This is a genomic window from Psychrosphaera haliotis, from assembly GCF_039523615.1.
GTDB lineage: Bacteria > Pseudomonadota > Gammaproteobacteria > Enterobacterales > Alteromonadaceae > Psychrosphaera > Psychrosphaera haliotis.
Genome location: NZ_BAAAFQ010000004.1, coordinates 536,036 through 562,197 on the forward strand (window position 1 = coordinate 536,036; position 26,162 = coordinate 562,197).

Consider the following 26,162-nt stretch of genomic DNA (forward strand, 5'->3'; position numbering starts at 1 on the left):
AGCCTAATCGCTGTCTTTTTTGTTTATTTCACGTTTCAAAACATTGGCCAGTTGATCTACCTTCCCAGGTTCAAAAAAATGACTGTGAGACGTTTCTATCTCTACTTCCTTTAACCTGCCATTCATGACCTTTCTCCAACCGCCAAGCAAAGCTCCATGTATCCAGCGATAGGCCGATGATTTGATGAGAACGGTATCACCATCGTAAGGTGCCAAAACATGATTTCGCATTGCTGAAACTTGCATTAACAAGCCTCTATCTTGTATCGCACTAAGTACTTTGGAGCCTGATGTCCGTTGTCTTGCCGCGTGCAGTTTAGCCAACACACTGGCTAACCCCTGCCATAACCAGATTATTATTAGCGGCATTTTCATCAATATCGTATCAACAATAAATACCGTTTTTACTTCAATGCCTCTTAAGCGTAAATTTCGAGCCGTTTCAACGGCCACAAGTCCACCAACCGAAAAACCAGCTAAATAAATAGACTTACTACCTCGACTCGCAATCTTATCAGCGTAAAGAGCCGCTAACTCTTGAATCGATATTTTTTTTGTTGAACCCGGTGGTTGCAACATATGTAAATCGGATACGCCATTCATACAATTAGCCAGTGACTTAAATCTTAGTAAATCGCCATTACCTGAAGCGGCCACATATAAACTAGCAGTGCGAGTTGTGTCGCCTAAACTAACGAGCAAATTTGGTTTATTCAGTTCGCCATTTATACACTCGACTAAGCTGGCAACAGTGGGATTTGCCACCAATTGGTGCAAAGATAATTTTTTGTTTACTATATTTTCAATGTCGTTGAGCGCCACAACGGCAGTCAATGAATCGGCTCCAGCTTCAAAAAAGTGACTATTTACATGCAGTGAGTCATTTCCCAATGCTTTTTTCCACAATTCAAGGATCTTTGTTTCTAAGTCGCCAATCGGGTCTCGTGCGGTCTTTAACACCTCCACTGAATGAATAATAGGTAGCTCTTTATAATCTATCTTTTCATTGTCGGTTAAAGGCATGTTATCTATCATCATTATTCTTTGCGGCAACATGTAGTCTGGTAATAGCTGCGCTAGCTGACTTCTAACGGTCTCTAATGCTATTGATTGCTTAGTACTATACCAAGCATGAATACTCTCAGATGTATTTCCTTTTACCAGCTTACAAGCGGCCTGGACCACACCTGGAACAGATAAAATAGCATTTTCTATTTCATTAAGTTCAATACGATAACCGCGAAGTTTAATTTGCCTATCACTTCGGCCAGAAAAATGAAGCACACCGTCACAGTCAAGCCAACCTAAGTCACCGGTTTTATATAGAGTTGCATGACCTAGTAAAGGTGGCTCAAAGTGTCGGAATTTTTGATTTGTTTCTTTATCATTGCCAACGTAACCGTTCGCTAAGCTAGCCCCAGCAATATAAACCTCTCCAGTAACACCAAATGGCTGAACTTGATCTCTTTCATTTAAAATGACTATTTGAGTATTGGCTATCGCTTTGCCAACAGGCATATTTCGGCTTTGAACCGCTTGAGGATGCACATGCCATGAAGTACAAAAAATAGTTGCCTCTGTGGGTCCATATACATTGTATAACTGAGCGCCCGTTACTTCACCAAAACGTTGCGCAATTTCATACGAAAGAACCTCCCCACCACAGCAACACACGCGTAACGGTAAACTTTGGTTGGGTATCAAACCATCTATAAATCTGGCTAAGGTTGAGGGCACAAAAGCCATCATAGTTGCATTAAACTTTACTAATAACGACGGTAACCACTCTGGTAGCAACCTTCCTGCTTTAGGAAATGCAACACTTCCACCTGCCATTAATGGCACCAGCATTTCTATTAATGAAGGATCAAAATTAATTTGTGTTGCTTGCAGTGACCGATCACTTGAGGTGATGCCCCAGTTTTCTACTATCCAATTTAAGCGATTTTTTAATGCCAAATGGCCAATTGATACCCCTTTAGGTTGCCCTGTTGTACCTGAGGTAAACAGCGTATATGCCGTTTCACAGTTTATTTGATTAAACTTAACAAGGTCACCAAGCGGGTAGCTCTGCTTTATAAGATCAGCCAGCTCAATAACAACGAGATGACCGTTAAATTTTCGCTTATTCTCACTATTTACAAACACCGCTGTGCAATTTGTTTGTTTTTGAATGCTGGCAATTCGAGAGTCAGGCCAGTCTAAATCAATTGGTACAAATACCGCGCCCATAAAGCTACACGCTAACATAGCAACCACAACTTCAGGCCCACGAGTTAAGCCAAGAACTACTGAGTCTCCCGCTTTCACCTCTGCTTTTAAAAGCTCTTCAGCCAACAAGGCTGCCGCAATTACCAATTGTTGATAATTAACTTCGATTTGATCTGAAATTAAGGCGATACTTTTTGGCACAACCAAGGATGTGTTAATTATGTTTTGCGCAAATGTTTCGTGGTCGAGTTTAGTCACGCCTCGTTCGTATTGTTTTACTTTTAATGCCAGCTCAGCTGGTGCACATAACTCTAGTTGCGAAACGGTTTTGTTCTCAATTATTAGCTGTTCGGCAATACTAATTAGCCGAGCGCCAAACCAATCACTTTCTGCAGCAGAAAAGAAGTTGCTGCCGCTTTCAATAACCATTTCAATATCTTTAGCATCTAGAAAATTACAGAGTGAAATAGCTAGCGGATATCGGCTAAACGGGTTAAAAGTCTGTTTTGTCTCCGACAGCACCGCATCCCCAAATTGGCATGAAAATTCAAACTCTTCATATGAAAAAATAATATCAAACAGTCTATCCCTGCCGCTCTTAACCACTTCAAGTCTTTTGGCTTGTTCACTCAAGGGGTATTTAGCATGCCGGTAAGACTTTTTTAGACGTCGAGCAATTTGCTCCACTAAATCTACAAAACTCATCTCTTTGCTGTAACTAATACTAATAGGTAAAACAGAGACAAACATGCCTATCGTATCTTTGTATTTTTTGCCGCCTCTATTTAAATTTGGAACGCCAATGGTGAGCTCTGATAGGTTCTGTGTTTCAAAAAAGTAGATAGCAATTAATGCGATATAGACCTGAAAAGGCGTGCTCTGATTTAACTTAGCAAAACCAGAGATAGCATCACCTAAATTGGATTGAATATGGTGTTTTGAAATATAGGCCTTTGCCAGTTCGCCGGTTTTATTGCTTGGCTGTCCGTAACGTTCAAAAAACAATGGGTCTGGTAGTGCCGAAAAGCTTTCTTTCCAATAGGCTTCGTCACTTTGAAAAATCCGCCCTTCTAGATACTCGTTTGAGTCTTTTACAAATTGTAAGTAATCAATTTTATTTGGTGATAATTGAACATTATTGCTTAAAACTCGTTGGTAACAATCGGCCCATTTTCGAGGAGTAATTGACAAACTCCAACCATCCATCGCCGTATGCATTGCTTGTATAACTAAATAATATTCGTCCTTTGCCTTTTTTAATAAAGCATAACGTACCGGAGCATCAGTACGTAAATCAAACTCACATGACATCCACTTTTGCTGCCAATCCATGCAAGCCTGTTCTGGATTACTGTTGCTCGTTAAATCCACGTACTCAAACTTTGGCAAATATGATTGCAATAGTTGCTGATAGCCTGAAATATTTGGTATTAACCTTAGTGCTTCATTCTCACTAACTAGTAGCTCTAAAGACTGTTGTAGCGCAGATTGATCAATTGCGCCTTTAAGTTCCGCATAACCGCCAATATTTAAGTGTTGCGGATCTGACCAAGCTAACCATTCAGTCCAAATTTCCTTTTGTGGTACAGATAATGGTATTGAAGTCATTCTACAACCCTGCCTGTTCCTTTAATTCAGCTATGTGTTCCAACGTAAATTGGTAGCCCACTTCTATGATTTGCTCGGCTTTTTTATAGTCCATAATTTTATACTCAGACAACGGTGGCTCTAGGTATATGTCGGCACCACGTTTGGTTTGTTGACGCTGTGATAAACCGCCAATATGAGCAACTTGCATCAATATATCTACTATACCTGGCAAGGTATCCTGTTTACGACTGAAATGAGATTTCACTTTTTTCCATGTATTTAACTCAAGCGTTTCTGTGTCTACGGAAAAGCGTCCTCGCACATCCACATCAATGGCAATGACTAAACCATTACCTCGACGTCGCTCTAATGGTGTACTCAGTCTTTGACGCATCGCTTTTACTGGCACGTTCTCTAATATTGCACCATCCACCAATAAGTTACCTTCACTTATCACCGGCGGAAATAGCCCTGCAGGAGAGTTGCTTGCAAGTACGGCTTTCCATAGAGGACCATGATCAAGTACCGCCGTTTCTGCGTCAGTAAGATTGCACGCTGCTGCAAAAAAAGGTGTCCACAAATTCTCAATATTAATATCGCCTAACGCTTCCTGAAATGCGCCAGATAAATTTCTATTAGACATAATTGAAACAACTGGGAATGTCAGCTTCATCCCGCCTTTTGCATGCTTTAATATCTCTAGGTGGATTTGTTCTCGGGGAACCCCGGCAACATAACTAGCACCTATTAACGCCCCCATACTGTTACCACCAATAATATCAATGGGAATGCCCGCTTCTTCAAAGGCCTTGATAACTCCCAAGTGTGCAAAACCTCTTGCGCCACCGCCGCCAAGTACTAGCCCGACGGCTTTTTCTAATAGAAAACGTGACAGCCGCTGAAAGTCGCCTAATTGACTATATTTAACAGGATAAACACGTTCTGCATCGCGTTCTTTATTCCATAATAGGCGATCGGCTGAAAAGGTAGCTTTATCTGGAAAAACTAAAGCTAAGTGACGTCTCATCAACAAAAAATTAGGGTGTTCGAGTAAACTATTCTCAATTGGCGACAACTCGGTTGATAACGACCCGTCCGCTACTAAAACCAATTGATCTGCATGCTCAAAGTTCGCTTTTTGTTTATCATCAAAGGTAGGAGCGCCTTTAAAAACAATATAATCATTAATGGATTCTATTTGATCTAATTCTCGGCCATGACTTTCTACATCTTCAAAGTAGTGACCATCGAGTACTTGGCATTTCCCATATTCAGACAGAGCAATGTATAAACTATCGCTAAACGCATTTACATCTATGGAATCGTGAATAGGTAAAATATAAAAACTTTGGGCGCGACGTCGTTTATCAACTTGCCGCTCGTGGCGTAAATGGCGGTATATTGCATTTGAAAATGCTCGATTGAGCTCTACTGGAAACTGTTTTACTAACTCTTCATATTGCGGGTAATCTAATATCGCAACCACTGACTCTCTAGTTGCCGATATATCAGCGGTTCTGGCTTGCCTTAAGATCATACTGGTTTCACCAATACAATCACCAGGTAATACTTCGTTATACATGAGTTTGTTACCATCATGTATTGTTCTGCTGACCCGTAAGCGTCCACTCACTAACAAAAATAATGAGTCAGCGTCGGAGCCTTCTTTAATAAACTTTGTGCCGCCTGGCACCGTTTCTAAACGCAAAGATTTAGCAAGCTCCAATAGCACCTCAGCAGACAATTCACTAAAGTCATTACTGGCTTTTAATAACTCAAATAACTCGCTAGTGGAAACTGTCATTTTGGTCCTTGCTTAAATTATAAACCCTTATAAATTTATCATGGCAGATTTAAATTCGTTTGTCGCCTATGGAAAAGCCTTAGAAACAAAAAAACCTTGCTGAAAAACAAGGCTTTTTTTATTTGATGTAAAGCGTATTTTAAATACGTTGCTGCATTAGCTTTGCTTTACTAAGTCTTGGTTTATTTGACCGAATATAGATTCGCCTGACTTATCAAACATTTCAATTTTGATATTGTCACCAAACTGCATAAACGCTGTTTTAGGTTCGCCATGATTAATCGTTTCAATCATACGGATTTCCGCTAAACAGCTGTAACCTACTCCACCTTCAGCAACTGGCTTTCCTGGGCCGCCATCTAGTTTATTAGACACTGTACCTGAACCAATTACAGTACCCGCACATAATGGACGAGTACGTGCAGCATGCGCTACTAGTTGGCCAAAGTTAAATGTCATATCAACACCGGCTTCTGGCTTACCAAACATTTCGTTGTTTAAAGTCGAAACAAGCGGTAACGAAAGTTTACCGTCAGACCATGCATCACCTAACTGTTCAGGTGTTACACAAACCGGGGCAAAGGCACTAGAAGGTTTAGATTGGAAGAAACCAAAGCCTTTGCCTAATTCGTTAGGGATAAGCCCACGTAAAGAAACGTCGTTAACAATCATGATTAGTTTGATGTGGTTAAGCGCGTCTTCTGCACTTACGCCCATAGGGACATCATCAGTGATAATTGCAACTTCAGCTTCAAAATCAACACCAAAACCTTCTGTCGTTGGCATTACAATTGGAGACTGTGGCGCTAAAAAGCTGTCTGAGCCACCTTGATACATTAGAGGATCGGTCCAGAAACTCGCTGGCATTTCTGCATTCCTCGCTTTACGAACAAGCTCTACGTGGTTTACATACGCAGAACCGTCAGCCCATTGATATGCACGCGGTAATGGAGAGTGACAGTCGGCTTGATTAAAATCTTCACCAGCAACTTCGCCACTTTCTAGCTTTGAAAATAACGCTTGTAACTTAGGCTCTGCATCAGACCAATTATCGATAGCGGCTTGCATCGTTGGTGCAACATCTGTCGCTGAAATCATTTTTGTTAGGCTTGAGTTAACAACCACTAGCTGACCGTCACGACCAGACTTTAAACTTGCTAATTTCATTAATTATTCCTTACGATTCTGATTTGAAATCTTCGCCACTGTGTAACCATGCTGCATGGTTTGGCGCTTTTTTAGTTCGTGCCCACTCGTCTAACATATCTGGAGCAACACGTTTTAATTCGTTTAACATACCCGGCTTGTCAGTATTCGCTGCTAACTCAATTCTGTGTCCGTTTGGATCAAAGAAGTAGATAGACTTAAAGATGGTATGGTCAGTTGGACCTAAAACGTCAACACCAGCCGCTTCTAAACGATCTTTTGCTTCAGTTAATTCGTCCATCGAGCCAACTTCAAATGCAATGTGCTGTACCCAAGCTGGAGTGTTTGTATCGCGGCCCATTTCTGGTGCATTTGGAATTTCGAAAAATGCTAATACGTTACCTTGACCTGCATCTAAAAACACATGCATATATGGATCTGGTTCGCCGGTAGAAGGGACTTTGTCTTCAGCAATGGCCAATTGAAAGTCCATATCTAATAGATCACGGTAAAACTCTACTGTTTCTTTTGCATCTTTACAGCGATACGCAACATGGTGAATTCGATTGATTTTCATAATATTACCTTTTTGATGTAGGCGTGACTGTAACTACAGCCACGATTACAAAACAGAGTATTTACGACGAACTTATTTGTCGTCACCAATAACGCCACGAGCAACTTGGTCACGTTCAATTGATTCAAATAGAGCTTTAAAGTTGCCTTCACCAAAACCGTCATCTTCTTTACGTTGAATAAATTCAAAGAAAACAGGCCCTAATGCTGGAGCAGAGAAAATTTGAAGCAATAGACGAGGTTGACCACCTTCAGTAGTACCGTCTAATAAAATGCCGCGCATTTTAAGTTCATCAACTGGCTCGCCATGACCTGGTAAACGCTCTTCCAACATTTCGTAATATGTTGCTGGAGGCGCAGTCATGAACTCAACACCTGAGGCTTTAAGTTTATCCCAACATGCTAATAAGTCATCACAAGAGAAGGCAATATGTTGGATGCCTTCACCGTTATACTGCATTAAGAACTCTTCAATTTGACCACCACCACCGGCAGCTTCTTCGTTTAGAGGAATACGGATTTTACCGTCTGGCGCTGTCATCGCTTTGGATAACAAACCTGTGTATTCACCTTTAATATCAAAGTAGCGTATTTCGCGGAAGTTAAATAGATTTGAGTAATAGTCAGCCCAGTAACCCATGCGACCACGGTAAACATTGTGCGTTAAGTGATCTAACGTGTGGAAACCACAACCTTCTGGACGACGGTCAACACCTTCTAGCCATACAAAGTCGATGTCATAAATGCTTTCGCCATCTTTATAACGGTCGATAAGATATAAGTTAGCGCCGCCAATACCTTTGATTGCTGGTAAACGAAGTTCCATGTGACCAGTATCAACTTCTACTGGTTGCGCACCTTTACGTACAGCTTCTGAATGTGCAAATTGAGCGTCTTTAACACGGAATGCTAAACCACACGCTGAAGGACCATGCTCTTGTGCATAATAATCTGCGTGGCTGCCTTTTTCATAGTTTGTAATGAAGTTGATGTCGCCTTGACGCCATAATTCAACGTCTTTAGAACGGTGACGGGCAACTTTAGTAAAGCCCATTGACGAAAACATTGTTTCTAAAATGCCCTTCTCAGGTGCACAGAATTCTACAAATTCAAAACCGTTCAACCCCATTGGGTTATCAAACAAGTCAGCCATTACCTTCCCCTATATTCTTACAATTCTTTAATATTGTTATTAGTTTATTAAGGCTCAAAACGCCTATATATGTTGGGCGTCAATATACCAAAAGATATGGGTTCCAAGAAAAGCTTTATCAATTGCTCGAAGGAAATAAGGGAAAGAAATCTTTACGCATAAAAAAACGCAGACTAAGCTGCGTTCTAATTTGAATTTTTAATCACAAAGCGTTTTACGCCATTTGTGGAATCGCTGCAGTCACGCCTTCTGGTGCTTCTTCGCCAAAAGTAACGTATTCCCAACAATCTTGCTGCTTCATTAACTCAACCAAAACTTTGTTGTTTAAGTCATGGCCAGATTTAAATGCAACAAACTCTGCTAACAGCGGAGTACCTGTCATATATAAATCACCAACAGCGTCAAGAATTTTATGCTTCACAAACTCATCTTCATAACGAAGACCGTCTGGGTTTAACACTCTGTATTCATCTAAAACAATTGCGTTATCCATGTTTCCGCCTAGTGCTAGATTATTGTTACGTAAGTATTCAATATCTCGCATAAAACCAAAAGTACGGGCACGACTAATTTGCTTTAGAAACGACTCAGCCGTAATGTCTAACTGAATTCGTTGCTTAGACTGTGTGATTGCAGGGTGATCAAACTCAATTCTGAAATCAACTTTAAAACCATCATATGGACGTAACTCTGCCCATTTATCGCCTAAGTCAACACGAACAGGTTTAGTCACTTTAATGTAACGACGTAAGCTGTTTTGCTCAATCACTTCTGCTTGTTGCATCAAGTATATAAATGGTAATGAACTACCATCCATAATTGGGATCTCAGCTGCGTCTACTTCAACAATTAAGTTATCAATTGCTAAACTCGCGATCGCCGCCATTAAATGCTCAGTGGTAGACAAGCGTTGACCCGCATCATTAATTAAACACGTACACATTTGAGTATCGCCAACCAATTCAGGAGACGACTTAAACTCAGCTACAGGCGTAAGGTCGGTGCGCAGAAATACAATACCTGTATTTTCGGCAGCAGGACGGAGAGTTAATGTAACCTTCTCACCTTTATGTAATCCAATCCCTGTTGATGTAACAGGTGATTTTATTGTACGTTGTTTAATCATATTTACGTGATAAACCTCTTATCTAATACCTAATCTAAAAAGCGGCGCACATTATACGACAGATCAGACCTTAGATCAATAGTACACTTTTTAATCAGCTTGTTTTCTAAGAAAAGCAGGAATGTCAAAGATGCTTTCTGCTTCGTCTTTTTTCTCTTCTGGCTCTAATAATGCTTTTTGCTCAGGCATTGCCTGCGCTGTTGGCTTACTAGCTGTAACCGTCTGAGTATTACCTACTGCATGCGTCATTTGTGGCTGTTGTACCAACGAAATATCAGCACGCTTGTCACCGCCGATGCCAGTTGCTACTACAGTAACACGCAACTCTTCAGCCATGTCCATGTCAATTACAGCACCAACAACAACCGTTGCATTTTCAGATGCAAATGCTTTTACTGTGTTACCAACTGTTTCAAATTCTTCAATGCTGATATCCATACCGGCCGTGATATTAACTAAGATACCTTTGGCACCAGCAAGGTCAATATCTTCAAGTAATGGCGAGGCAATAGCCGCTTCTGCAGCTTCTTGCGCTCTATCAGGACCAGATGCAGTACCTGTACCCATCATAGCCGTGCCCATTTCAGACATCACTGTTTTTACGTCGGCGAAGTCAACATTGATCAATCCTGGGCGAGTTATTAGCTCAGCAATACCCTGAACCGCCCCTAATAGTACGTTGTTTGCTTCTTTAAAGGCGTCTAATAAACTAGTTTTAGGGCCTAATACTTTTAACAGCTTGTCATTCGGAATAGTAATTAGTGAATCAACACTACGAGACAAGTCTTGAATACCGTGATCAGCAAAAGCTAAACGCTTTTTACCTTCAAAGGCAAAAGGCTTAGTCACAACGGCTACGGTTAATATACCTAAATCTTTAGCAACTTCAGCAACAACTGGAGCGGCACCTGTACCTGTACCACCACCCATGCCGGCTGCAATAAATACCATATCGGCACCTTGCATTGCGGCAGCAATATTTTCGCGATCTTCCAAAGCAGACTGTCGTCCTACTTCTGGGTTCGCGCCAGCACCTAAGCCTTTTGTTACTTCAGTACCAATTTGTAATGTTGTACCTGCAGCTGAATTACGTAATGCTTGCGCATCTGTATTCGCAGCAATAAAGTCAACACCTTCAATAGACTCTTTAACCATGTGGTCAACTGCGTTACCGCCACCACCGCCAACACCAAATACTTTGATGACTGCTTCTTCGTTATGATTATCCATTAACTCATACATTGTCATTCTCTCCGTCTTTAAATTCTTAAAATTCGCCTTTGAACCAACTTGCAATCCGCTGCCACCAATCTTGCGGTTTTTCGTCCTCGTTTGTTTGTTGCTTTTCCATTCCATATAACAACAAACCAACCGCTGTAGCATAGCTTGGGTCTTGCACGTACTCAGTTAGTCCTTTGACGCCAATTGGCGTTCCAATTCGAACTGGCATTTGAAAAATTTGCTCTGCGTAGTCAACAGCACCGGTCATTTTGGCCGTACCACCTGTTAAAACTATGCCTGCAGCAATTTGCTCTTCTAAACCAGATTTTCGAATCTCATCCAAAATCAATTCGTATATTTCTTGATAACGAGGCTCTATAACCTCGGCTAATGTGTGGCGCGACATAATTCTTGCAGGTCGACCTCCAACACTAGGTACTTCAATATTGTCTTCTGAACTGGCTAGGTTTTTATAAGCCACTCCATACTTCACTTTTATATCTTCTGCATGTCCTATTGGCGTGCGGAAAATCTTAGCGATATCATTTGTTACTTGGTTACCAGCAACAGGTAACACTGCTGAATGGCGAATTGCACCATTTGCATAAATAGCGATATCTAGTGTACCGCCACCCATATCAACAACACAAACACCTAACTCTTTTTCATCTTCTGTTAATACTGCATAACTTGAGGCTAACGCACTAAAAATCAATTGATCTTCTTTCAATTCGCAGCGTTCTACACACTTAACAATGTTTTTGGCCATATCATTTGAACAAGTCACTATATGAACTTTAGCTTCCATCCGTACGCCAGACATGCCAATTGGGCTTTTAATGCCCTCTTGCATATCAACCGAAAACTCTTGTGGCATAACGTGCAACATTTTGCGTTCAGCAGCCATTGGTACAGCTTTAGCAGCATGTATTACATTTTCAACATCTTCAGCGGTTACTTCAGAGTCATGAATTGGCACCATACCACTCTCGTTTTGACACGAAATGTGCTTACCGCTGATTGCTAAGTAAACTGAAGATATTCTACAGTCTGCCATTAGCTCAGCTTCATTAATTGCGTTTTGAACAGAGCCGATAACGAGGTTTAAGTCGTTTACTCCGCCTTTGTCCATACCATGGCTAACATGGTGACCAACCCCAACAATACTAATTTGTTGGTCTGGCGTTATTTCACCAACCACAGCAGATACCTTTGAAGTACCGACATCAAGGCCTACTATTAAATTTCTGTCATTGGCTTTCGCACTTGAACTCATATTATCCGCTTATCGCACTTAGCTTTCGTTATTATTGTTATCCCGCCAAGACACGGCCAAGCCTATGTCGTAGCGTAAATCCACACGAGCGATTTCCTTACCGCTATAGTCAGACAAAAGAGGGTACAAATCAACAAATCGTTGTACCCGTTTCATCTTTTCAGAGCGTCCCAAGTTTAGATGGATACTTCGCTCTAACCAGATCTGCCATGCATATCGCTCTGACAGTACTAGTTCACTTATTTTAAACTGGTGCAAATCCAATAAATGTTGCATTTGCACATAACCTTTTAATACATCTTTTTCATTGCCTTCTGGGCCATATAGTCTTGGCAAGCTCTTTGGTACTTCAACGCCATCAGCATAAAATACATCACCAAACTTATTTAACAGAAGGTCATTGTTCCAAACTGCATATACATCTTGCTCAACCACAAAAACGTGGATTTTCCTTGGCCATTCTTTACGAATCGACACACCGTAAACCCATGGGTTTTCTTCAAGCTTGTACTGCAACTTCGCAACATCCAGGGTAAAAAAACTACCGTCTAACTGCTGCGTAATTTTATTCTCTAATTCATCACGGTTTATATACGATAACTGCCCGTGAATCACGACTTCATTAATAGGTACGTCATTTTTGTTCTGTGCCCATTTGAACAGGCTATTATAACCCCATACAAACAATAAAATAACCGTTAAAAAGAAAACAAATCCAACTAAAAAGCTCGATTTTTGCCACTTTCTAACGGACTTTGTTTTCACCACTAGATTCCCGTCTCTTTTACAGCAATTTCAGGCGCTAAAGTTTGCGACAAAATAGTCATAACTAAGTCATTAAATGACATGCCATGTTGAGCTGCAGATTTAGGGACAAGCGATGATGTTGTCATTCCTGGTACTGTATTTATTTCTAAAAGGTACGGTTGTTCATTCTCATCCAGTAAAAAATCCACTCTTCCCCAACAGGTTGCACCTACTAGTTCAAATGCTTCGACGGCCAGCTCTTGAATACGAGCCGTTAATTCGCCATTCAGCGGTGCTGGGCATAAATATTCCGTGTTTGTACTTTTATACTTCGCTTCGTAGTCATAAAACTCATTTGGCGTACGCATTTCTATTAACGGCATAGCTTGTCCGTCAACGATAGTAGCGGTAATCTCTCGGCCAACTACCCATTGCTCTACCAATACTTCGTTATCAAATTTAAAGGCTGTTTCAATCGCTTTGTTCAATTCTTCTGGCGTACTCGCTTGAGACATTCCAATACTTGAACCTTCATTAGCTGGCTTAACCATAACTCTTCCAGACAAACTGTCTAAAATTGCTTTACTGTCAAAATGCTTACCTTTCTTAACAACAGCAAATGGAGCTGACGGTAAGTCAGCACCTTTAAACAAATATTTACTTCTAACCTTGTCCATTGCAAAAGCTGACCCTTGAGGTCCAGAGCCGGTAAACGGCAAGCCCATTAACTTTAATGCACCTTGTAAACTTCCATCTTCCCCACCGCGACCGTGAAGAACAATAAATACACGGTCAAAGTTTTTGTTTATTAAGTCGTCAAGATAGTCAAATTTTGGGTCAAAACCATGCGCATCAACACCAACTTCTTCAAGTGCTGTTAATACCGCTTTACCCGAATTCATAGAAACTTCACGCTCTGCAGATGTACCACCGAACATAACCGCTACTTTTCCAAACTTGGCTGCGTCTACTGACTTCATAGTTCGGTTACCTTCAGAAGGTTCTCTACTTTCATGTCGCATTCAATTAACGTTTTAATCACCGAGTTAATATTACCAGCGCCTTGAGTAATAACGACATCACCGTCTTGGATAACGTGCGCTAACTGACTAGGCAACTGTTCTGGCTTAGCCACAAAAATTGGATCTATCACGTTTCGCTGTCTTATAGACTGGGCTAAGCTACGACCATCCGCACCGGCAATTGGCTTTTCGCCCGCAGAATAAACTTCAAGCAATAACAAGCAGTCAACCTTTGATAAAACATGTGTAAAGTCGTCGTATAAGTCACGAGTACGGCTATAACGATGAGGCTGATAACACATAACAATGCGCTTTTCTGGCCATGCAGCTCTTACTGCATCTATCGTGGCTGCAACTTCAGTTGGATGATGACCATAATCATCCATCAATTTGACGTTACCTTTGCCAGTTTCAAAGTCACCATATTGTTGGAAACGTCGGCCGATACCTTCAAATTTTTCAAGTGCACTAATTATGTACTTGTCTTCAATACCTTCTTCATATGAAACAGCAACGGCTGCCGTTGCATTTAATGCATTGTGTCGCCCAGGCAGGTTTAAAGACAATTTTAATGACTTTTCATTGTGAACAACGGTAAATGTGGTTCTAGTTTCGTTTTGCTCAAAATCACTGATAACATAGTCGTTATGCGCTTCAAAACCATAGGTAACCACTCTTCTACCTAAGTCTTTAGCTAGTTTTAATACTACGGGATCGTCACCACACATTGTTGCTAAACCGTAAAAAGGCAGGTTATGAAGGAAATCAACGTAGGTACGCTTCATTTGTTCAAAGTCACCACCATACGTTTCCATATGGTCTGCTTCGATATTTGTTACCACAGAAATCAAAGGCTGCAAGTGCAGGAACGACGCATCGCTCTCGTCGGCTTCAGCTATTAAGTATCTGCTTTTGCCTAACCTAGCGTTAGTACCCGCACTATTTAATAAGCCACCAATAATAAACGTTGGGTCAAGCTGTGCTTCGGCAAAAATGCTGGCAATAAGACTTGTCGTTGTTGTTTTACCGTGTGTACCGGCAATAGCGATACCAAATCTGAATCGCATTAGTTCGGCTAACATTTCAGCGCGGCGAACAATCGGGATACGTTTTTCTCGTGCAGTGATAATCTCTACATTCGTTTCGTCAATGGCACTTGAGACAACAACAACACTTGCATTTTCAACACTTTCTTTAACATGCCCAATGGTAATAGTGGCGCCTAAACCTTTGAGTCGCTGCACCACTGCATTTTCATTTATGTCAGAGCCAGTAACTTTATAACCTTCGTTAAGCAAAACCTCGGCGATGCCACCCATGCCAGCTCCGCCTATACCAATAAAATGCAAGGTTTGCATGCGGCGCATTGCTGGGTTAACTATATTGTCTTGAATACTCACTTACTTTCTTCCAATAGCTTGGCACAAACTTAACATGCGGTCAGTTGTACTTAAATTTGCATTTTGCCCTGCGCGTTGCTGCATCTCTGATATCAAAGTAGGCGCATGTAATAATTCTCGCAGCACCGCAGGCATTTCTGTATCTAGTTCTTTTTGATCAATTAACCTTGCTGCACCAACTGAAACAAGCCAGTTTGCGTTTGCAGTTTGATGATCATCCACAGCATATGGCAATGGAACGAAAATCGCCGCATTACCCGACGCAGCCACTTCTGAAACCGTAAGAGCTCCAGCTCGACAAATTACAATGTCAGCCCAAGCATAAGCATCTTTCATATCGTCAATAAAATCTGAAATTACTAATTGCTCTTCCGCAAAACCGGCATTTCGATATCCGCGGCTCACCTCATCGGTGTTGTTTTTACCAGCTTGGTGTCGAACTTTTATCGACGCTTCATCAGCAATAAAATGCGCCAACAAACCAGGCAATTTTTGATTAAAAACTCTAGCGCCTAGACTACCACCAATCACTAAAATATGTTTCGCCGATTGTGCGTTAATCAACCGTTTAGGCAATTTATTTAGGCTACTTATTTCGTCTCGAACTGGGTTACCAATAACTTCAAACTTTTCGCTATTAGAAACAGGTTTCGACAACGGAAAAGCTAATAGTGTTTTTAACGCTATTTTACTTAAATAACGATTTGTCATGCCCATGACCGCATTTTGCTCATGAAGCAACAATGGTATGCCCAATGACTTTGCTGCAATGCCACCGGGACCAGATGCGTAACCGCCAAAACCCACAACAATATCTGGTTTTAACTCAGCCAATATTTTTCTTGCTTGTAAAAAAGCTTTTAACAGCATGAATGGCATAGACAAGAGTCTCTTTATGCCGTTACCGCGTACACCTTTAACATCAATAAAGTTAATATCAATATTATGTTTAGGAACAATATCGGCTTCCATTCTATCGGCCGTACCAATCCAGCTTACTTGCCAGCCTTTAGCTTTAAGTGCATTTGCCAAAGCGATACCAGGGAATATATGTCCACCAGTGCCGCCAGCCATAATTAAGGCTTTAGGTGATGTGTTCATAATCGGCACCTTCTTCTGATATAACTTCTAATTCAACGTCTTCTTTTTGGCGCAGTTCGTAGTCAATACGAAGCACAACCGCCATGGCTATACTAAATAATATGAGGCTACTACCGCCGTAGGAAATAAAAGGTAATGTTAAACCCTTTGTTGGTAACAGCCCGGTGCTTGCACCAATATTAACAAATACCTGAAAAGCGACCCAAATGCCGATAGCATATGCAAAGTAACCGTTGTAGTGCTCTTCTTTTTCCATGGCTTTTGAGCCGATACGAAGAATTCTATGAACTAACACACCAAGTACAACAACAAGAATCGACAGGCCAACAAAACCTAATTCTTCAGCAATAACAGCGGCAATAAAGTCAGTGTGTGCCTCAGGTAAGTAATCAAGTTTTTGAATTGAATTCCCTAATCCTAAACCAGCCCAGTCACCTCGACCATAAGCCATTAATGACTGTGTTAACTGATAGCCTGAGCCAAATGGGTCAGCCCAAGGATCTAAAAATGAAGTTACGCGACGTAAACGATAAGGTTCTAATAAGATCAAGCTAACTACGGCCATCAAACCTGAACCTATAAGTGCAATAAACTGCCAGATTCTAGCTCCAGCTAAAAATAACAACGCCATGGTTGTTACAAACATAACAATAACAGTACCTAAATCAGGCTGTTGTAGAAGTAATACCGCTAAAACAGTAAACACACCCAGTGGTTTCAAAAAACCTTTAAAATTTTCAAGCAGCTGTTCATGTTGCCTAACCATGTAACCAGCTAAAAATGCAAAGAAAAATAGCTTTGCGACTTCCGCCGCTTGCAGATTAAAAATACCGAGAGGCAACCATCGACGACTACCATTCACCGTATTACCAACCAGTAAAACGAGTACCAACAGAACAATAGCCACTAACAACAAATGCATGTTGTACTTGCGCCACCACTCCATCCTAAACATGAAGACCACCGTCATAGAAATCAATGAAATCGCGATAAAAACAGCGTGCTTGATAGAAATATAATACTCATTGTTATAAAGCTTTTCGGCAACGGGCATAGACGCTGAGGTCACCATAATCCAACCAAAGCACATTAAACACAATGTCATCAATAGTAAAAAACGGTCATAAAATTGAGGCTCAACAACCTGCTCTTCTTTGGTTTTATGACGAGCTAAATTAACTAATCCAAATCCTATTTTATTCATGGGCATCACCACTTGATAAATGGTGAATAGCATCAATAAATGCGGCCGCTCTTGCTTGATAGTTACTAAACATGTCGATACTTGCGCAAGCCGGTGACAACAAAACAATATCCCCTGGTTTTGATTGTGCGTAGGCCTTTTGAACGGCTTCAGGCATTGACTCTACTAACGTTAATGACGAGTCATCAACAAACTGAACAAACTGCTGTTTGTCTTTACCTAATGCCACCACGTGTTTTACGTGATTTTGAATATCGAGGGATAATTCACTAAGCTCAGCACCTTTGGCATCACCACCAGCAATTAATATTACATTCTTATTTGCCGCTAGCCCGTTTATGGCAGCCTGACATGACGCAATATTTGTAGCTTTAGAGTCATCAATAAATTTAACGTTATTCAACTCAACAACAAACTGACAACGATGCGTCAAGCCTGAAAATACTGATAAGGAGTCAATGTTACTTTTAGCATCTATACCTACAGCGCTCGCTAAAGCCAAAACAGATACTGCATTTAACCCGTTATGATGCCCAGCTAAAGCAAAGGTAGAAAAGTCTGCAATAACTTGCCCGTTCTGACAAAGATTCTGTCTGTCAGGGACGTATTGCCAATCGCCTTTCTCTAAACCAAAAGATTGAGCATGTTCAGATTGATTCCAAGTTAGCTCATCATTGGCGTTGTAAATTTCAAGTTTAGCGTGCTTATAAATTTTACGTTTACTGGCCGCATAATCTTCAAAACTCTCATATCTGTCCAAATGATCTGGCGATACGTTCAGTACCGTAGCGGCTTCGCACTTAAGACTTTCCGTTGTATCCAACTGAAAACTTGAAAGCTCAATAACAAAAACATCAACCGCTTGATCAATAACATCTAAAACCGGCACGCCAAAGTTACCGCATACCACAGCTTTTTTACCGACTCTATTCAAAAAATCAGTAAGCCAAGCTACAACGGTAGATTTACCATTCGATCCTGTCACCGCTAACACAGGCTTAACATTTACTTGTGCAAACAGTTCAACATCACAAAATACCTGTACGCCATTCTTGATGGCATTACTAATGGCTGGCGTTGTTAAGCTAATACCCGGGCTTATTAATAAATACTCGTATCCATTAAATTGCGTGTCAGTAATATTACCAAATTGGGTGTTTAGCCCATCAAATAACTCAGAGTTTTTTGCGCTACTTGCGGCTTCAAACTTACCGTCAAATACATCAGGTTTAATGTCATGCTTTTGTAAATACCTAAACATAGACATACCAGTAAGCCCAAGGCCAAATAAGGCAATCTTGCTTGCTTTTAACTGTTGTAATATCTCTGCTTGCTGGTACATGACGTTCCTAATTTATTAGCGAAGTTTAAGCGTGGCGATGCCAACTAAAACAAGCACTAAAGAAATAATCCAAAATCGAACAATAACGCGAGGCTCTGGCCAACCGCTCAACTCGTAATGGTGATGAATAGGCGCCATTTTAAACACACGTTCGCCTCTTAATTTGTATGAGCCTACCTGCAAAATCACCGAAAGCGTTTCCATTACAAATACTCCGCCCATGATAACCAGCACTAACTCTTGGCGAACCAACACAGCAATAATGCCTAATGCGCCACCTAATGCTAAAGAGCCAACATCGCCCATAAATACTTGTGCTGGGTAAGTGTTAAACCATAGGAAACCAAGTCCAGCACCAACAATGGCCGTACAAACCACCGTTAATTCATCCGCTAAAGGAATATAAGGAATGTGTAAATATTCAGAGAAGTTAACGTTACTTGTTACGTAGGCAAACAAGGCCAAAGCGCCTGCTACCATTACCGTTGGTACAATAGCTAAACCATCAAGACCGTCAGTTAAGTTAACGGCATTACTTGTTCCCACTAAGGTGAAGTACACCACTAATAAATACATCATGCCTAACTGCGGCATAATATCTTTGAAAAATGGCACTAGCAGTGCAGTTTCTTCAGGGCTTTGCGCAGTTGCATACAAGTAAACTGCTACACCAATGGCAATAATTGACTGCCAAAAATACTTCCAACGCGCGATCAAGCCCTTGCTGTCTTTACGAATCACCTTTCGGTAATCATCAACAAAACCAACAATGCCGTAACCAACCACAACAACAAGTACAACCCAAACATACTTATTGTCTAAGTCAGCCCAAAGTAATGTGCTGACAACAATGCTTGCCAAAATTAACAAGCCGCCCATCGTAGGCGTACCTGCTTTACTAAAATGGCTTTCCGGACCGTCATCACGAACGGTTTGGCCAATTTGCATTTTTTGCAATCGACGAATTAACTTAGGGCCAAAGTATAAAGACAAACCCATTGCCGTTAATACGCTCAAAATCGCTCTAAAAGTGAGGTAAGAAAAGACATTAAAGCCCGAATGAAATTGTGTTAAATATTCTGCCAACCAAACTAACATAATGTACCTACCTTAAATCCTATTCTGCTGGTTATCTGCAATAACTTGCTCAACCACGAGTTCCATTTTGGCACTACGTGAGCCTTTCACCAGTACAGTGATATTGCCATTCGGTTGTTCTGTTAACTGCTGTTCTATGTAACTATTTATTGTGTCTGTTAATGCTTGTTTTGATGAAAAGTGAATGCCTTTTGATTTAAGAACATCAGATGAACTCTGACTTAATACACCAAAAGAATATAGCTGATGGATACCTTTATTTAGCGCATATTCGCCAACTTCTGCATGCAATTTAGTTGACTCATGGCCTAGCTCAGCCATGTCACCTAAAACTAAAACTTGTTTGCCTTTATAACTTGCTAGCAGATCAATGGCCGCTTTTACGGACTGAACATTCGCATTGTATGAGTCATCGATTAGTAGTACTTGGTCAGAAACAGGTTTTAAGTTTACACGCCCTTGAACGGCAGCCATTTGAGCCAAACCTAATTTGATATCTTCTAACGTTGCACCTAATTCAATGCAGGCAGCCGATGCAGCCAATGCGTTTTTCACGTTGTGCTCACCCGGAAGTGTAAGGTCAATACTGATGCTGTTGCCTTGATATTGAAGTGTAAATGACGCGCAACCAGTTTTGTCCAACTTAATGTTAGTGGCTGTGATGCCATTATCTTGCTGTTGTACTTCAGCATTTAGGCCAAACTCAACCACTCTACCTGGCACTTTTTCAAACTGCGCTGATAATTTATTAAGCCAATAGTCTTTATGCTCTGAGTCACCATTGACAATCGCCAAACCATTTTCAGTTAAGCCATTAAAGACTTCGCCTTTGGCTTGTACCACACCAAATATGTCGCCAAACCCTTCTAAATGCGCTTCAGCTACGTTGTTTAAGATCGCTACGTTAGGCTTGGTTAGGTTGGTGGTATAAGCTATTTCACCAATATGGTTCGCACCTAACTCTACAATGGCAAACTCATGCTGTGGCTCTAAGCGCAATAACGTTAATGGCACACCAATTTGGTTGTTAAAGTTACCATTAGTGGCTAACACTGAACCTTTTAATGACATAATTGCCGCGCACATTTCTTTAACTGACGTTTTACCCACACTGCCTGTCATGGCGATAATCTTAGGGTTCACTTCACGTGCTACCGCCGCACCAAGCTGTCCCAGCGCAATTAGCGAATCTTCTACCACAAACTGAACGATGTCAGTGTCTACTGGACTTTCGACAATAACGGCAACCGCCCCTTTGTCTTTTACTTGAGCAACAAATTTAGTGCCGTCGAAGTTTGGGCCTTTTAACGCTAAAAAAACTTGGCCTGGCTTTATTGCTCTGCTATCTGTGGAAATTTCTCCAATGGCAGTGGTTAAATCAACACTGTCAGTGCCTGTTGGCGAAACACCAAGCACTGTTGTTAACCATTGTAAGTCTGCCTTAATCATATTCTACCCTTTCAATTGGCTTGCACTTGCGCGCCTAGCCATAAAACCTGCGGTAAACGCACGTTCGTCATAATCTATCTTTTGATCACCAATAATTTGATAATCTTCATGTCCTTTCCCTGCTATTAAAATTGCATCTTCCTGATTGGCTCTAGATACCGCCAACTCAATGGCAAGTTTACGATCATATTCAATGCTGATATTTTGAGGGTTCTTAAAGCCCACCATAATACCTTGAACAATTGTTTCCTGATCTTCAGTTCTAGGATTGTCGTTAGTCACAATAATATGGTCGGCATAGCGCTCTGCTACTTCCGCCATTAAAGGTCTTTTACTTGTGTCTCTATCGCCGCCACAACCAAACACTAACGTCAGTTCACCCGACAAGTGCTCTTTTACCGCTTTAAGTGACGCTTTTAATGCATCAGGTGTATGCGCGTAATCAACAATTGCGATAGGTTGATTAGGCTCAACAAAAAGCTCTAAACGCCCCGGCACAGGCTTTAGCTTTGCATAAGCACTGCTATCAAACGCCCAACCTGACAATAAAGAAGTCGCAAAAACAGCGGCGATGTTCATGGCATTAAACTCACCATACAAAGGTAAATCTAAAGATGTTGTCTCTTTGGAACCCGACAATTGCCACTCAATTTCCAAGTGCAAACCATACGACTGGCATTCAACCGTTTTAACCCAAACATATTCGCTATAAGCTGGCACACTTTCGGACTGACCATAAGCAACCAGCCTGGTTGGTTCTGTTACTAAATGTCCTAACTTTTCACCATAACTATCATCAACATTAATCACAGCTACTCGAGGTTGGTAATCAATAAACAACTTAGCTTTTTCAGCGAAGTATTGATCCATCGTACCGTGATAGTCTAAATGCTCATGAGTTAAGTTGGTAAAGACTGCAATATCAAAATCTAGCCCTGCTACTCGCCCTTGAGCTAGAGCATGGGACGAAACTTCCATTGCTGCGGCTTTAAAGTTGGACTCTGAAAATGTAGATAACAATTTGTAAACGTCTGTTATGCCAGGTGTCGTATTGTTTGACGGGACTAGATTATCTATATGTCCAGTACCCATTGTGCCAATGACTGCGCAACCGTTTTGTTTTTTCAATTTGGTGCTATCCATGTCGGCTATTTGTGCTAACAAATGGCTAATGGACGTTTTTCCGTTTGTACCGGTAATTCCAATAACGGGTAACACGTCACTTTGAGCAAAATAAAAATGCTGACAAAGCGCCGCTAATTCATCTCGAAGATTTTGTACGGTTTTGATAAATACGTCAGCATGTGGCGCAAAGTCGTCTGGTAAATGACACTCTGCATCAATTAATACAGCATCTGCACCTTTGTCTATCGCGCTTTTTATAAAGTCAGCACCATTTAAATCGTGGCCAAATAACGCAACAAAAATATCGCCTTTGGTAACTTGCCGACTGTCCTGTACTAAACGACGAGAAAGCATCGACTCATGCGATGCTTTGTTAGGTGTTTGGTTTTGTTTGATATTCCTGAGTAAATGTTCATTTAACTCATGAATAATTTGTTCTGCTTTAGTTAACATCATCGCGTCTCCGCCTAATGTCTGCTAACTGAATTTTTTTGTCTCCAACGGCATCAGGTGCAACGTTTAATATTCGTAACGTTTGTCGCATTATTCGTCCAAAGGTTGGGGCCGCGGTTTCGCCGCCATAATAATAATCACCTTTTGGATCGTTGAGCACCACTACAACAGCTATCTTAGGGTTTGATACCGGACCAACACCAGCAAAGGTATTGACGTAATCATGACCGTACCCACCCGCCATTGCTTTTTGACTTGTGCCTGTTTTACCAGCAACACGATAGCCTTTTACCATGGCATTTTTACCAGAACCATCGGCAGAAATAACGCTTTCCATCATGCCTAAAACATTAAAGGCAACATCTTCACCAACGACTCTTTCTGCTGGTTTTTCTATGCCTGTTTGCACAATTGATAATGGTCGACTTACGCCACCAGCACCAATAGTGGTATACATTCTTACTAATTGTGCGGCGGTAACAGAAATACCATAGCCAAACGACAAGCTAGCTATTTCAGAGTCAGACCAACGTCTTCTGTCATTAAATAAACCGGTGCTTTCGCCTACCAAATCCACACCACTGCTATCTACTAGACCCATTTTATAAAACAAACCTAAGAACGAATCTTTAGGTGTTGATAATGCAAGTTTTGTAGAGCCCATATTAGAGGAATACTTAAGCACATCAGCTAGACTTAACATGCCTCTGTTTCTAGGATCTGAAATACGACGTCCGCCAATTCTCATGTAACCCGGTGAAGTATCAACTAAATCTAACGTGCCATATGAGCCATATTCCAACGCATTAAGCACAGAAATAGGTTTCATTGTTGAACCAGGTTCAAATGTGTCGGTAATTGCTCGGTTTCTGAAGCGATGCATAGAGACATTCATACGATTATTCGGGTTAAATGACGGGCTATTTACCATCGCTAAAACTTCAGCGGTTTCTACATCAACAACAATTGCACTACCTGACGCTGCTTCGTAGGTTTGCACCGCTTTTTTCAATTCTTGATATACCGCACTTTGAATACGTTGATCTATTGTGAGAGCAATATCTTGCGGCTCAGATCCCTTTTGCTCTTCAAGTACCTCTATTTCACGGCCTTTAGCATCTTTTATAACTTTGCGTTTGCTCGGCGTACCAACCATCCAGTCATTGTGGCGAAGCTCAACACCTTCTATTCCTTTGCCATCAATGTTTGTGAAGCCAACAACGTGAGCGGCAATCTCGCCAGCTGGATAATAACGTTTTGACTCTTCGCGTAGCCTTACACCTGGAATTCTTAATTGTTGAACATAATCAGCAACCACTGGATTGGTTTTACGCTTTAAGTAAATAAAGCGTTTGTCTTGGTTGTTTGTGATACGCGCTAAAAGTTCGTGTTCTTCCATTTGAAGCACTTTAGCTAGCGCTTTCCAGCGAATATCGGTATCAAAATCTGGATAGTCTAAAACGCGTTTTGGGTCAGCCCAAATAGTTTGAACAGGGACACTAACAGCTAGCTCAACGCCATTTCTGTCGGTGATCATGCCACGCTGTACTGAAGATTGTTTTACACGAACGGTACGTTTGTCGCCTTCTTGAATGAGTTTTTCTGGTTGGATAATTTGTAAGTAAGCCGCACGGCCAATAACGGTACTAAAGACAAGTACCAAGCAGGTAATAACAAATTGAAAACGCCAACGGTTAACAGATGGCTTGGTTAATTGCTTTGCTTGTTTAGTTTGTTTGCTCGATTTTAGGCCAGACTTAGCCTGAGCGCCTTTCTTGGTGCTACGTTTGGTTGTTGTTTTTTTATTCTTATTATTCAACCAGTCCTTCATGGCAACGTAACTACCACCTCTTGTTCTGATGTTGGACGATCCATTTCTAAACGTTCACGAGCAATGTTTTCAACGCGGCTGTGTTCAGCCAACGCTCGTTGCTCTAATAACAAATGGCGCCAACGCAAATCGATGTCATCACGTTGCTGCAGCAAAACGTCTTGCTGTATTACCATTTGTCTATTTAACTGTGCCCAATGCACCACTGCCAAAGCAGCGACAACATTGAGCAGCAGAAGCCCCACTGTAAGCTTGTGCTTACTTAAGTCGCTGAGAATATAGCGAGCTAATTGAGTATCAACGACATTTTTTATTGTTATGTTCATGTCGACAATCTTTCAGCTATTCTCAGGACGGAGCTGCGCGCACGGCTATTGCTAGCAATTTCTTGTTCCGATGGCTTAATTGCTTTGCCAATCGGTTTCATTTTTATACCTTTGTTTAACTCTTCTTCGGTCACAGGCAAGCCTCTAGGCACTTGTTTGCCTTGGCTTTGCTTGCGGATGAATTGCTTAACAATTCTATCTTCCAAAGAATGAAAGCTAATCACTGACAGTCGACCGGTAGGCTTCAAGACTTCTAACGACGCATCTAACGCGCGCTCTATTTCCACTAACTCGCTATTTATATATATTCTTATTCCCTGGAAGGTGCGAGTAGCTGGGTGTTTCTTCTCAGCCTTACTCTTTGGTACAGTTGCAGCCACTAAATTAGCTAAATCGGTTGTCGTAAGAATCGGAGATTCTTCTCGCGCAGCAAGGATCTTTCTTGCTACACGTTTCGCAAACTTTTCTTCACCATAATTTTTTAACGCAAAAACAATATCTTCTTCTTCGGCTTTAGCTAACCAATCCGCCGCAGAAATACCACGGCTATAGTCCATTCTCATGTCTAACGGACCTGGCTTCATAAAGCTAAATCCTCGGTCAGCTTCGTCTAACTGAGGCGATGACACACCTAAGTCCATTAGAATACCGTCTACTTTGCCTACAACGTCGTGCTTTTGTGCCACAGCAAGAAGTTCAGAAAACGGTGTATGCTCAATGGTAAAGCTTGGATTGTCGGCAAAACGCTTTGCAGCTTCTATTGCCGTTGGATCACGATCGATTGCTATTAAACGGCCATTTTCATTTAGTTGACTTAAAACGTGAGATGAGTGTCCACCTCTACCAAAAGTACAATCGATATAAATCCCATCTGGCTTTATGTTTAAGCCATTAATGGATTCTTCTAATAATACCGATACGTGTGCTGTCATTATTGCTGCCGTTTAATTTACTTAGATTT

The 26,162-nt window shown here is 41.2% G+C and carries 20 protein-coding genes; all 20 read right to left on the reverse strand.

Features of this window, described 5'->3' with window-relative positions:
- Positions 1-3: 3 nt before the first annotated feature.
- On the reverse strand, positions 4-3,819 hold the full coding sequence (locus ABD009_RS04965; protein ID WP_343823215.1) for a non-ribosomal peptide synthetase: 3,816 nt from the start codon (positions 3,817-3,819) through the stop codon (positions 4-6).
- 1 nt (position 3,820) lies between these two features.
- Positions 3,821-5,605, reverse strand: a complete 1,785-nt coding sequence (locus tag ABD009_RS04970) for a patatin-like phospholipase family protein (RefSeq protein ID WP_343823217.1) — start codon at positions 5,603-5,605, stop codon at positions 3,821-3,823.
- Between the two features lie 156 nt (positions 5,606-5,761).
- Positions 5,762-6,772, reverse strand: a complete 1,011-nt coding sequence (locus ABD009_RS04975) for a fumarylacetoacetate hydrolase family protein (protein ID WP_343823219.1) — start codon at positions 6,770-6,772, stop codon at positions 5,762-5,764.
- Positions 6,773-6,782: 10 nt separating this feature from the next.
- The gene (locus ABD009_RS04980) at positions 6,783-7,328 is read right to left on the reverse strand and encodes a VOC family protein (RefSeq protein WP_155695673.1); all 546 of its coding nucleotides are present in this window, start codon (positions 7,326-7,328) and stop codon (positions 6,783-6,785) included.
- A gap of 72 nt (positions 7,329-7,400) precedes the next feature.
- Positions 7,401-8,480: a 4-hydroxyphenylpyruvate dioxygenase gene (gene hppD / locus ABD009_RS04985; protein ID WP_155695674.1), complete on the reverse strand. Its 1,080-nt coding sequence runs from the start codon at positions 8,478-8,480 to the stop codon at positions 7,401-7,403.
- A 214-nt stretch (positions 8,481-8,694) separates the two neighbouring features.
- A complete protein-coding gene (lpxC, locus tag ABD009_RS04990) occupies positions 8,695-9,606 on the reverse strand; it encodes a UDP-3-O-acyl-N-acetylglucosamine deacetylase (protein ID WP_155695675.1) in 912 nt (303 codons plus the stop codon).
- Positions 9,607-9,696: 90 nt separating this feature from the next.
- Complete coding sequence (ftsZ, locus tag ABD009_RS04995; RefSeq protein WP_343823222.1) at positions 9,697-10,848, reverse strand: cell division protein FtsZ; 1,152 nt, start codon at positions 10,846-10,848, stop codon at positions 9,697-9,699.
- A 25-nt stretch (positions 10,849-10,873) separates the two neighbouring features.
- Positions 10,874-12,103 (reverse strand): cell division protein FtsA, encoded by a 1,230-nt coding sequence (gene ftsA, locus ABD009_RS05000; RefSeq protein ID WP_155695677.1) that lies wholly within the window; start codon positions 12,101-12,103, stop codon positions 10,874-10,876.
- An 18-nt stretch (positions 12,104-12,121) separates the two neighbouring features.
- Positions 12,122-12,868, reverse strand: coding sequence for a cell division protein FtsQ/DivIB (locus ABD009_RS05005; protein ID WP_155695678.1), 747 nt, complete (start codon positions 12,866-12,868; stop codon positions 12,122-12,124).
- A gap of 2 nt (positions 12,869-12,870) precedes the next feature.
- Complete coding sequence (locus ABD009_RS05010; RefSeq protein ID WP_343823225.1) at positions 12,871-13,830, reverse strand: D-alanine--D-alanine ligase; 960 nt, start codon at positions 13,828-13,830, stop codon at positions 12,871-12,873.
- On the reverse strand, positions 13,827-15,239 hold the full coding sequence (gene murC, locus ABD009_RS05015; protein WP_155696081.1) for a UDP-N-acetylmuramate--L-alanine ligase: 1,413 nt from the start codon (positions 15,237-15,239) through the stop codon (positions 13,827-13,829). Before murC ends, ABD009_RS05010 begins: the two co-directional genes overlap by 4 nt.
- A 33-nt stretch (positions 15,240-15,272) precedes the next feature.
- A complete protein-coding gene (murG, locus tag ABD009_RS05020; protein ID WP_343823227.1) occupies positions 15,273-16,373 on the reverse strand; it encodes an undecaprenyldiphospho-muramoylpentapeptide beta-N-acetylglucosaminyltransferase in 1,101 nt (366 codons plus the stop codon).
- Positions 16,357-17,577, reverse strand: a complete 1,221-nt coding sequence (gene ftsW / locus ABD009_RS05025; protein WP_343823229.1) for a cell division protein FtsW — start codon at positions 17,575-17,577, stop codon at positions 16,357-16,359. Before ftsW ends, murG begins: the two co-directional genes overlap by 17 nt.
- Positions 17,570-18,919 (reverse strand): UDP-N-acetylmuramoyl-L-alanine--D-glutamate ligase, encoded by a 1,350-nt coding sequence (gene murD, locus ABD009_RS05030; RefSeq protein ID WP_343823231.1) that lies wholly within the window; start codon positions 18,917-18,919, stop codon positions 17,570-17,572. Before murD ends, ftsW begins: the two co-directional genes overlap by 8 nt.
- Before the next feature lie 15 nt (positions 18,920-18,934).
- Positions 18,935-20,017 carry a phospho-N-acetylmuramoyl-pentapeptide-transferase gene (mraY, locus tag ABD009_RS05035; RefSeq protein ID WP_155695683.1) on the reverse strand — a complete coding sequence of 361 codons (1,083 nt, stop codon included), beginning with the start codon at positions 20,015-20,017 and terminating at the stop codon, positions 18,935-18,937.
- Between the two features lie 12 nt (positions 20,018-20,029).
- Positions 20,030-21,466, reverse strand: coding sequence for a UDP-N-acetylmuramoyl-tripeptide--D-alanyl-D-alanine ligase (locus tag ABD009_RS05040; RefSeq protein WP_343823233.1), 1,437 nt, complete (start codon positions 21,464-21,466; stop codon positions 20,030-20,032).
- A gap of 3 nt (positions 21,467-21,469) precedes the next feature.
- Positions 21,470-23,047 (reverse strand): UDP-N-acetylmuramoyl-L-alanyl-D-glutamate--2,6-diaminopimelate ligase, encoded by a 1,578-nt coding sequence (locus tag ABD009_RS05045; protein WP_343823235.1) that lies wholly within the window; start codon positions 23,045-23,047, stop codon positions 21,470-21,472.
- Complete coding sequence (locus tag ABD009_RS05050; protein ID WP_343823237.1) at positions 23,034-24,875, reverse strand: penicillin-binding transpeptidase domain-containing protein; 1,842 nt, start codon at positions 24,873-24,875, stop codon at positions 23,034-23,036. Before ABD009_RS05050 ends, ABD009_RS05045 begins: the two co-directional genes overlap by 14 nt.
- The gene (ftsL, locus tag ABD009_RS05055) at positions 24,872-25,201 is read right to left on the reverse strand and encodes a cell division protein FtsL (protein ID WP_155695687.1); all 330 of its coding nucleotides are present in this window, start codon (positions 25,199-25,201) and stop codon (positions 24,872-24,874) included. The genes ABD009_RS05050 and ftsL overlap by 4 nt, the downstream gene beginning before the upstream one ends.
- On the reverse strand, positions 25,198-26,133 hold the full coding sequence (rsmH, locus tag ABD009_RS05060; RefSeq protein ID WP_155695688.1) for a 16S rRNA (cytosine(1402)-N(4))-methyltransferase RsmH: 936 nt from the start codon (positions 26,131-26,133) through the stop codon (positions 25,198-25,200). Before rsmH ends, ftsL begins: the two co-directional genes overlap by 4 nt.
- Between the last annotated feature and the right edge of the window lie 29 nt (positions 26,134-26,162).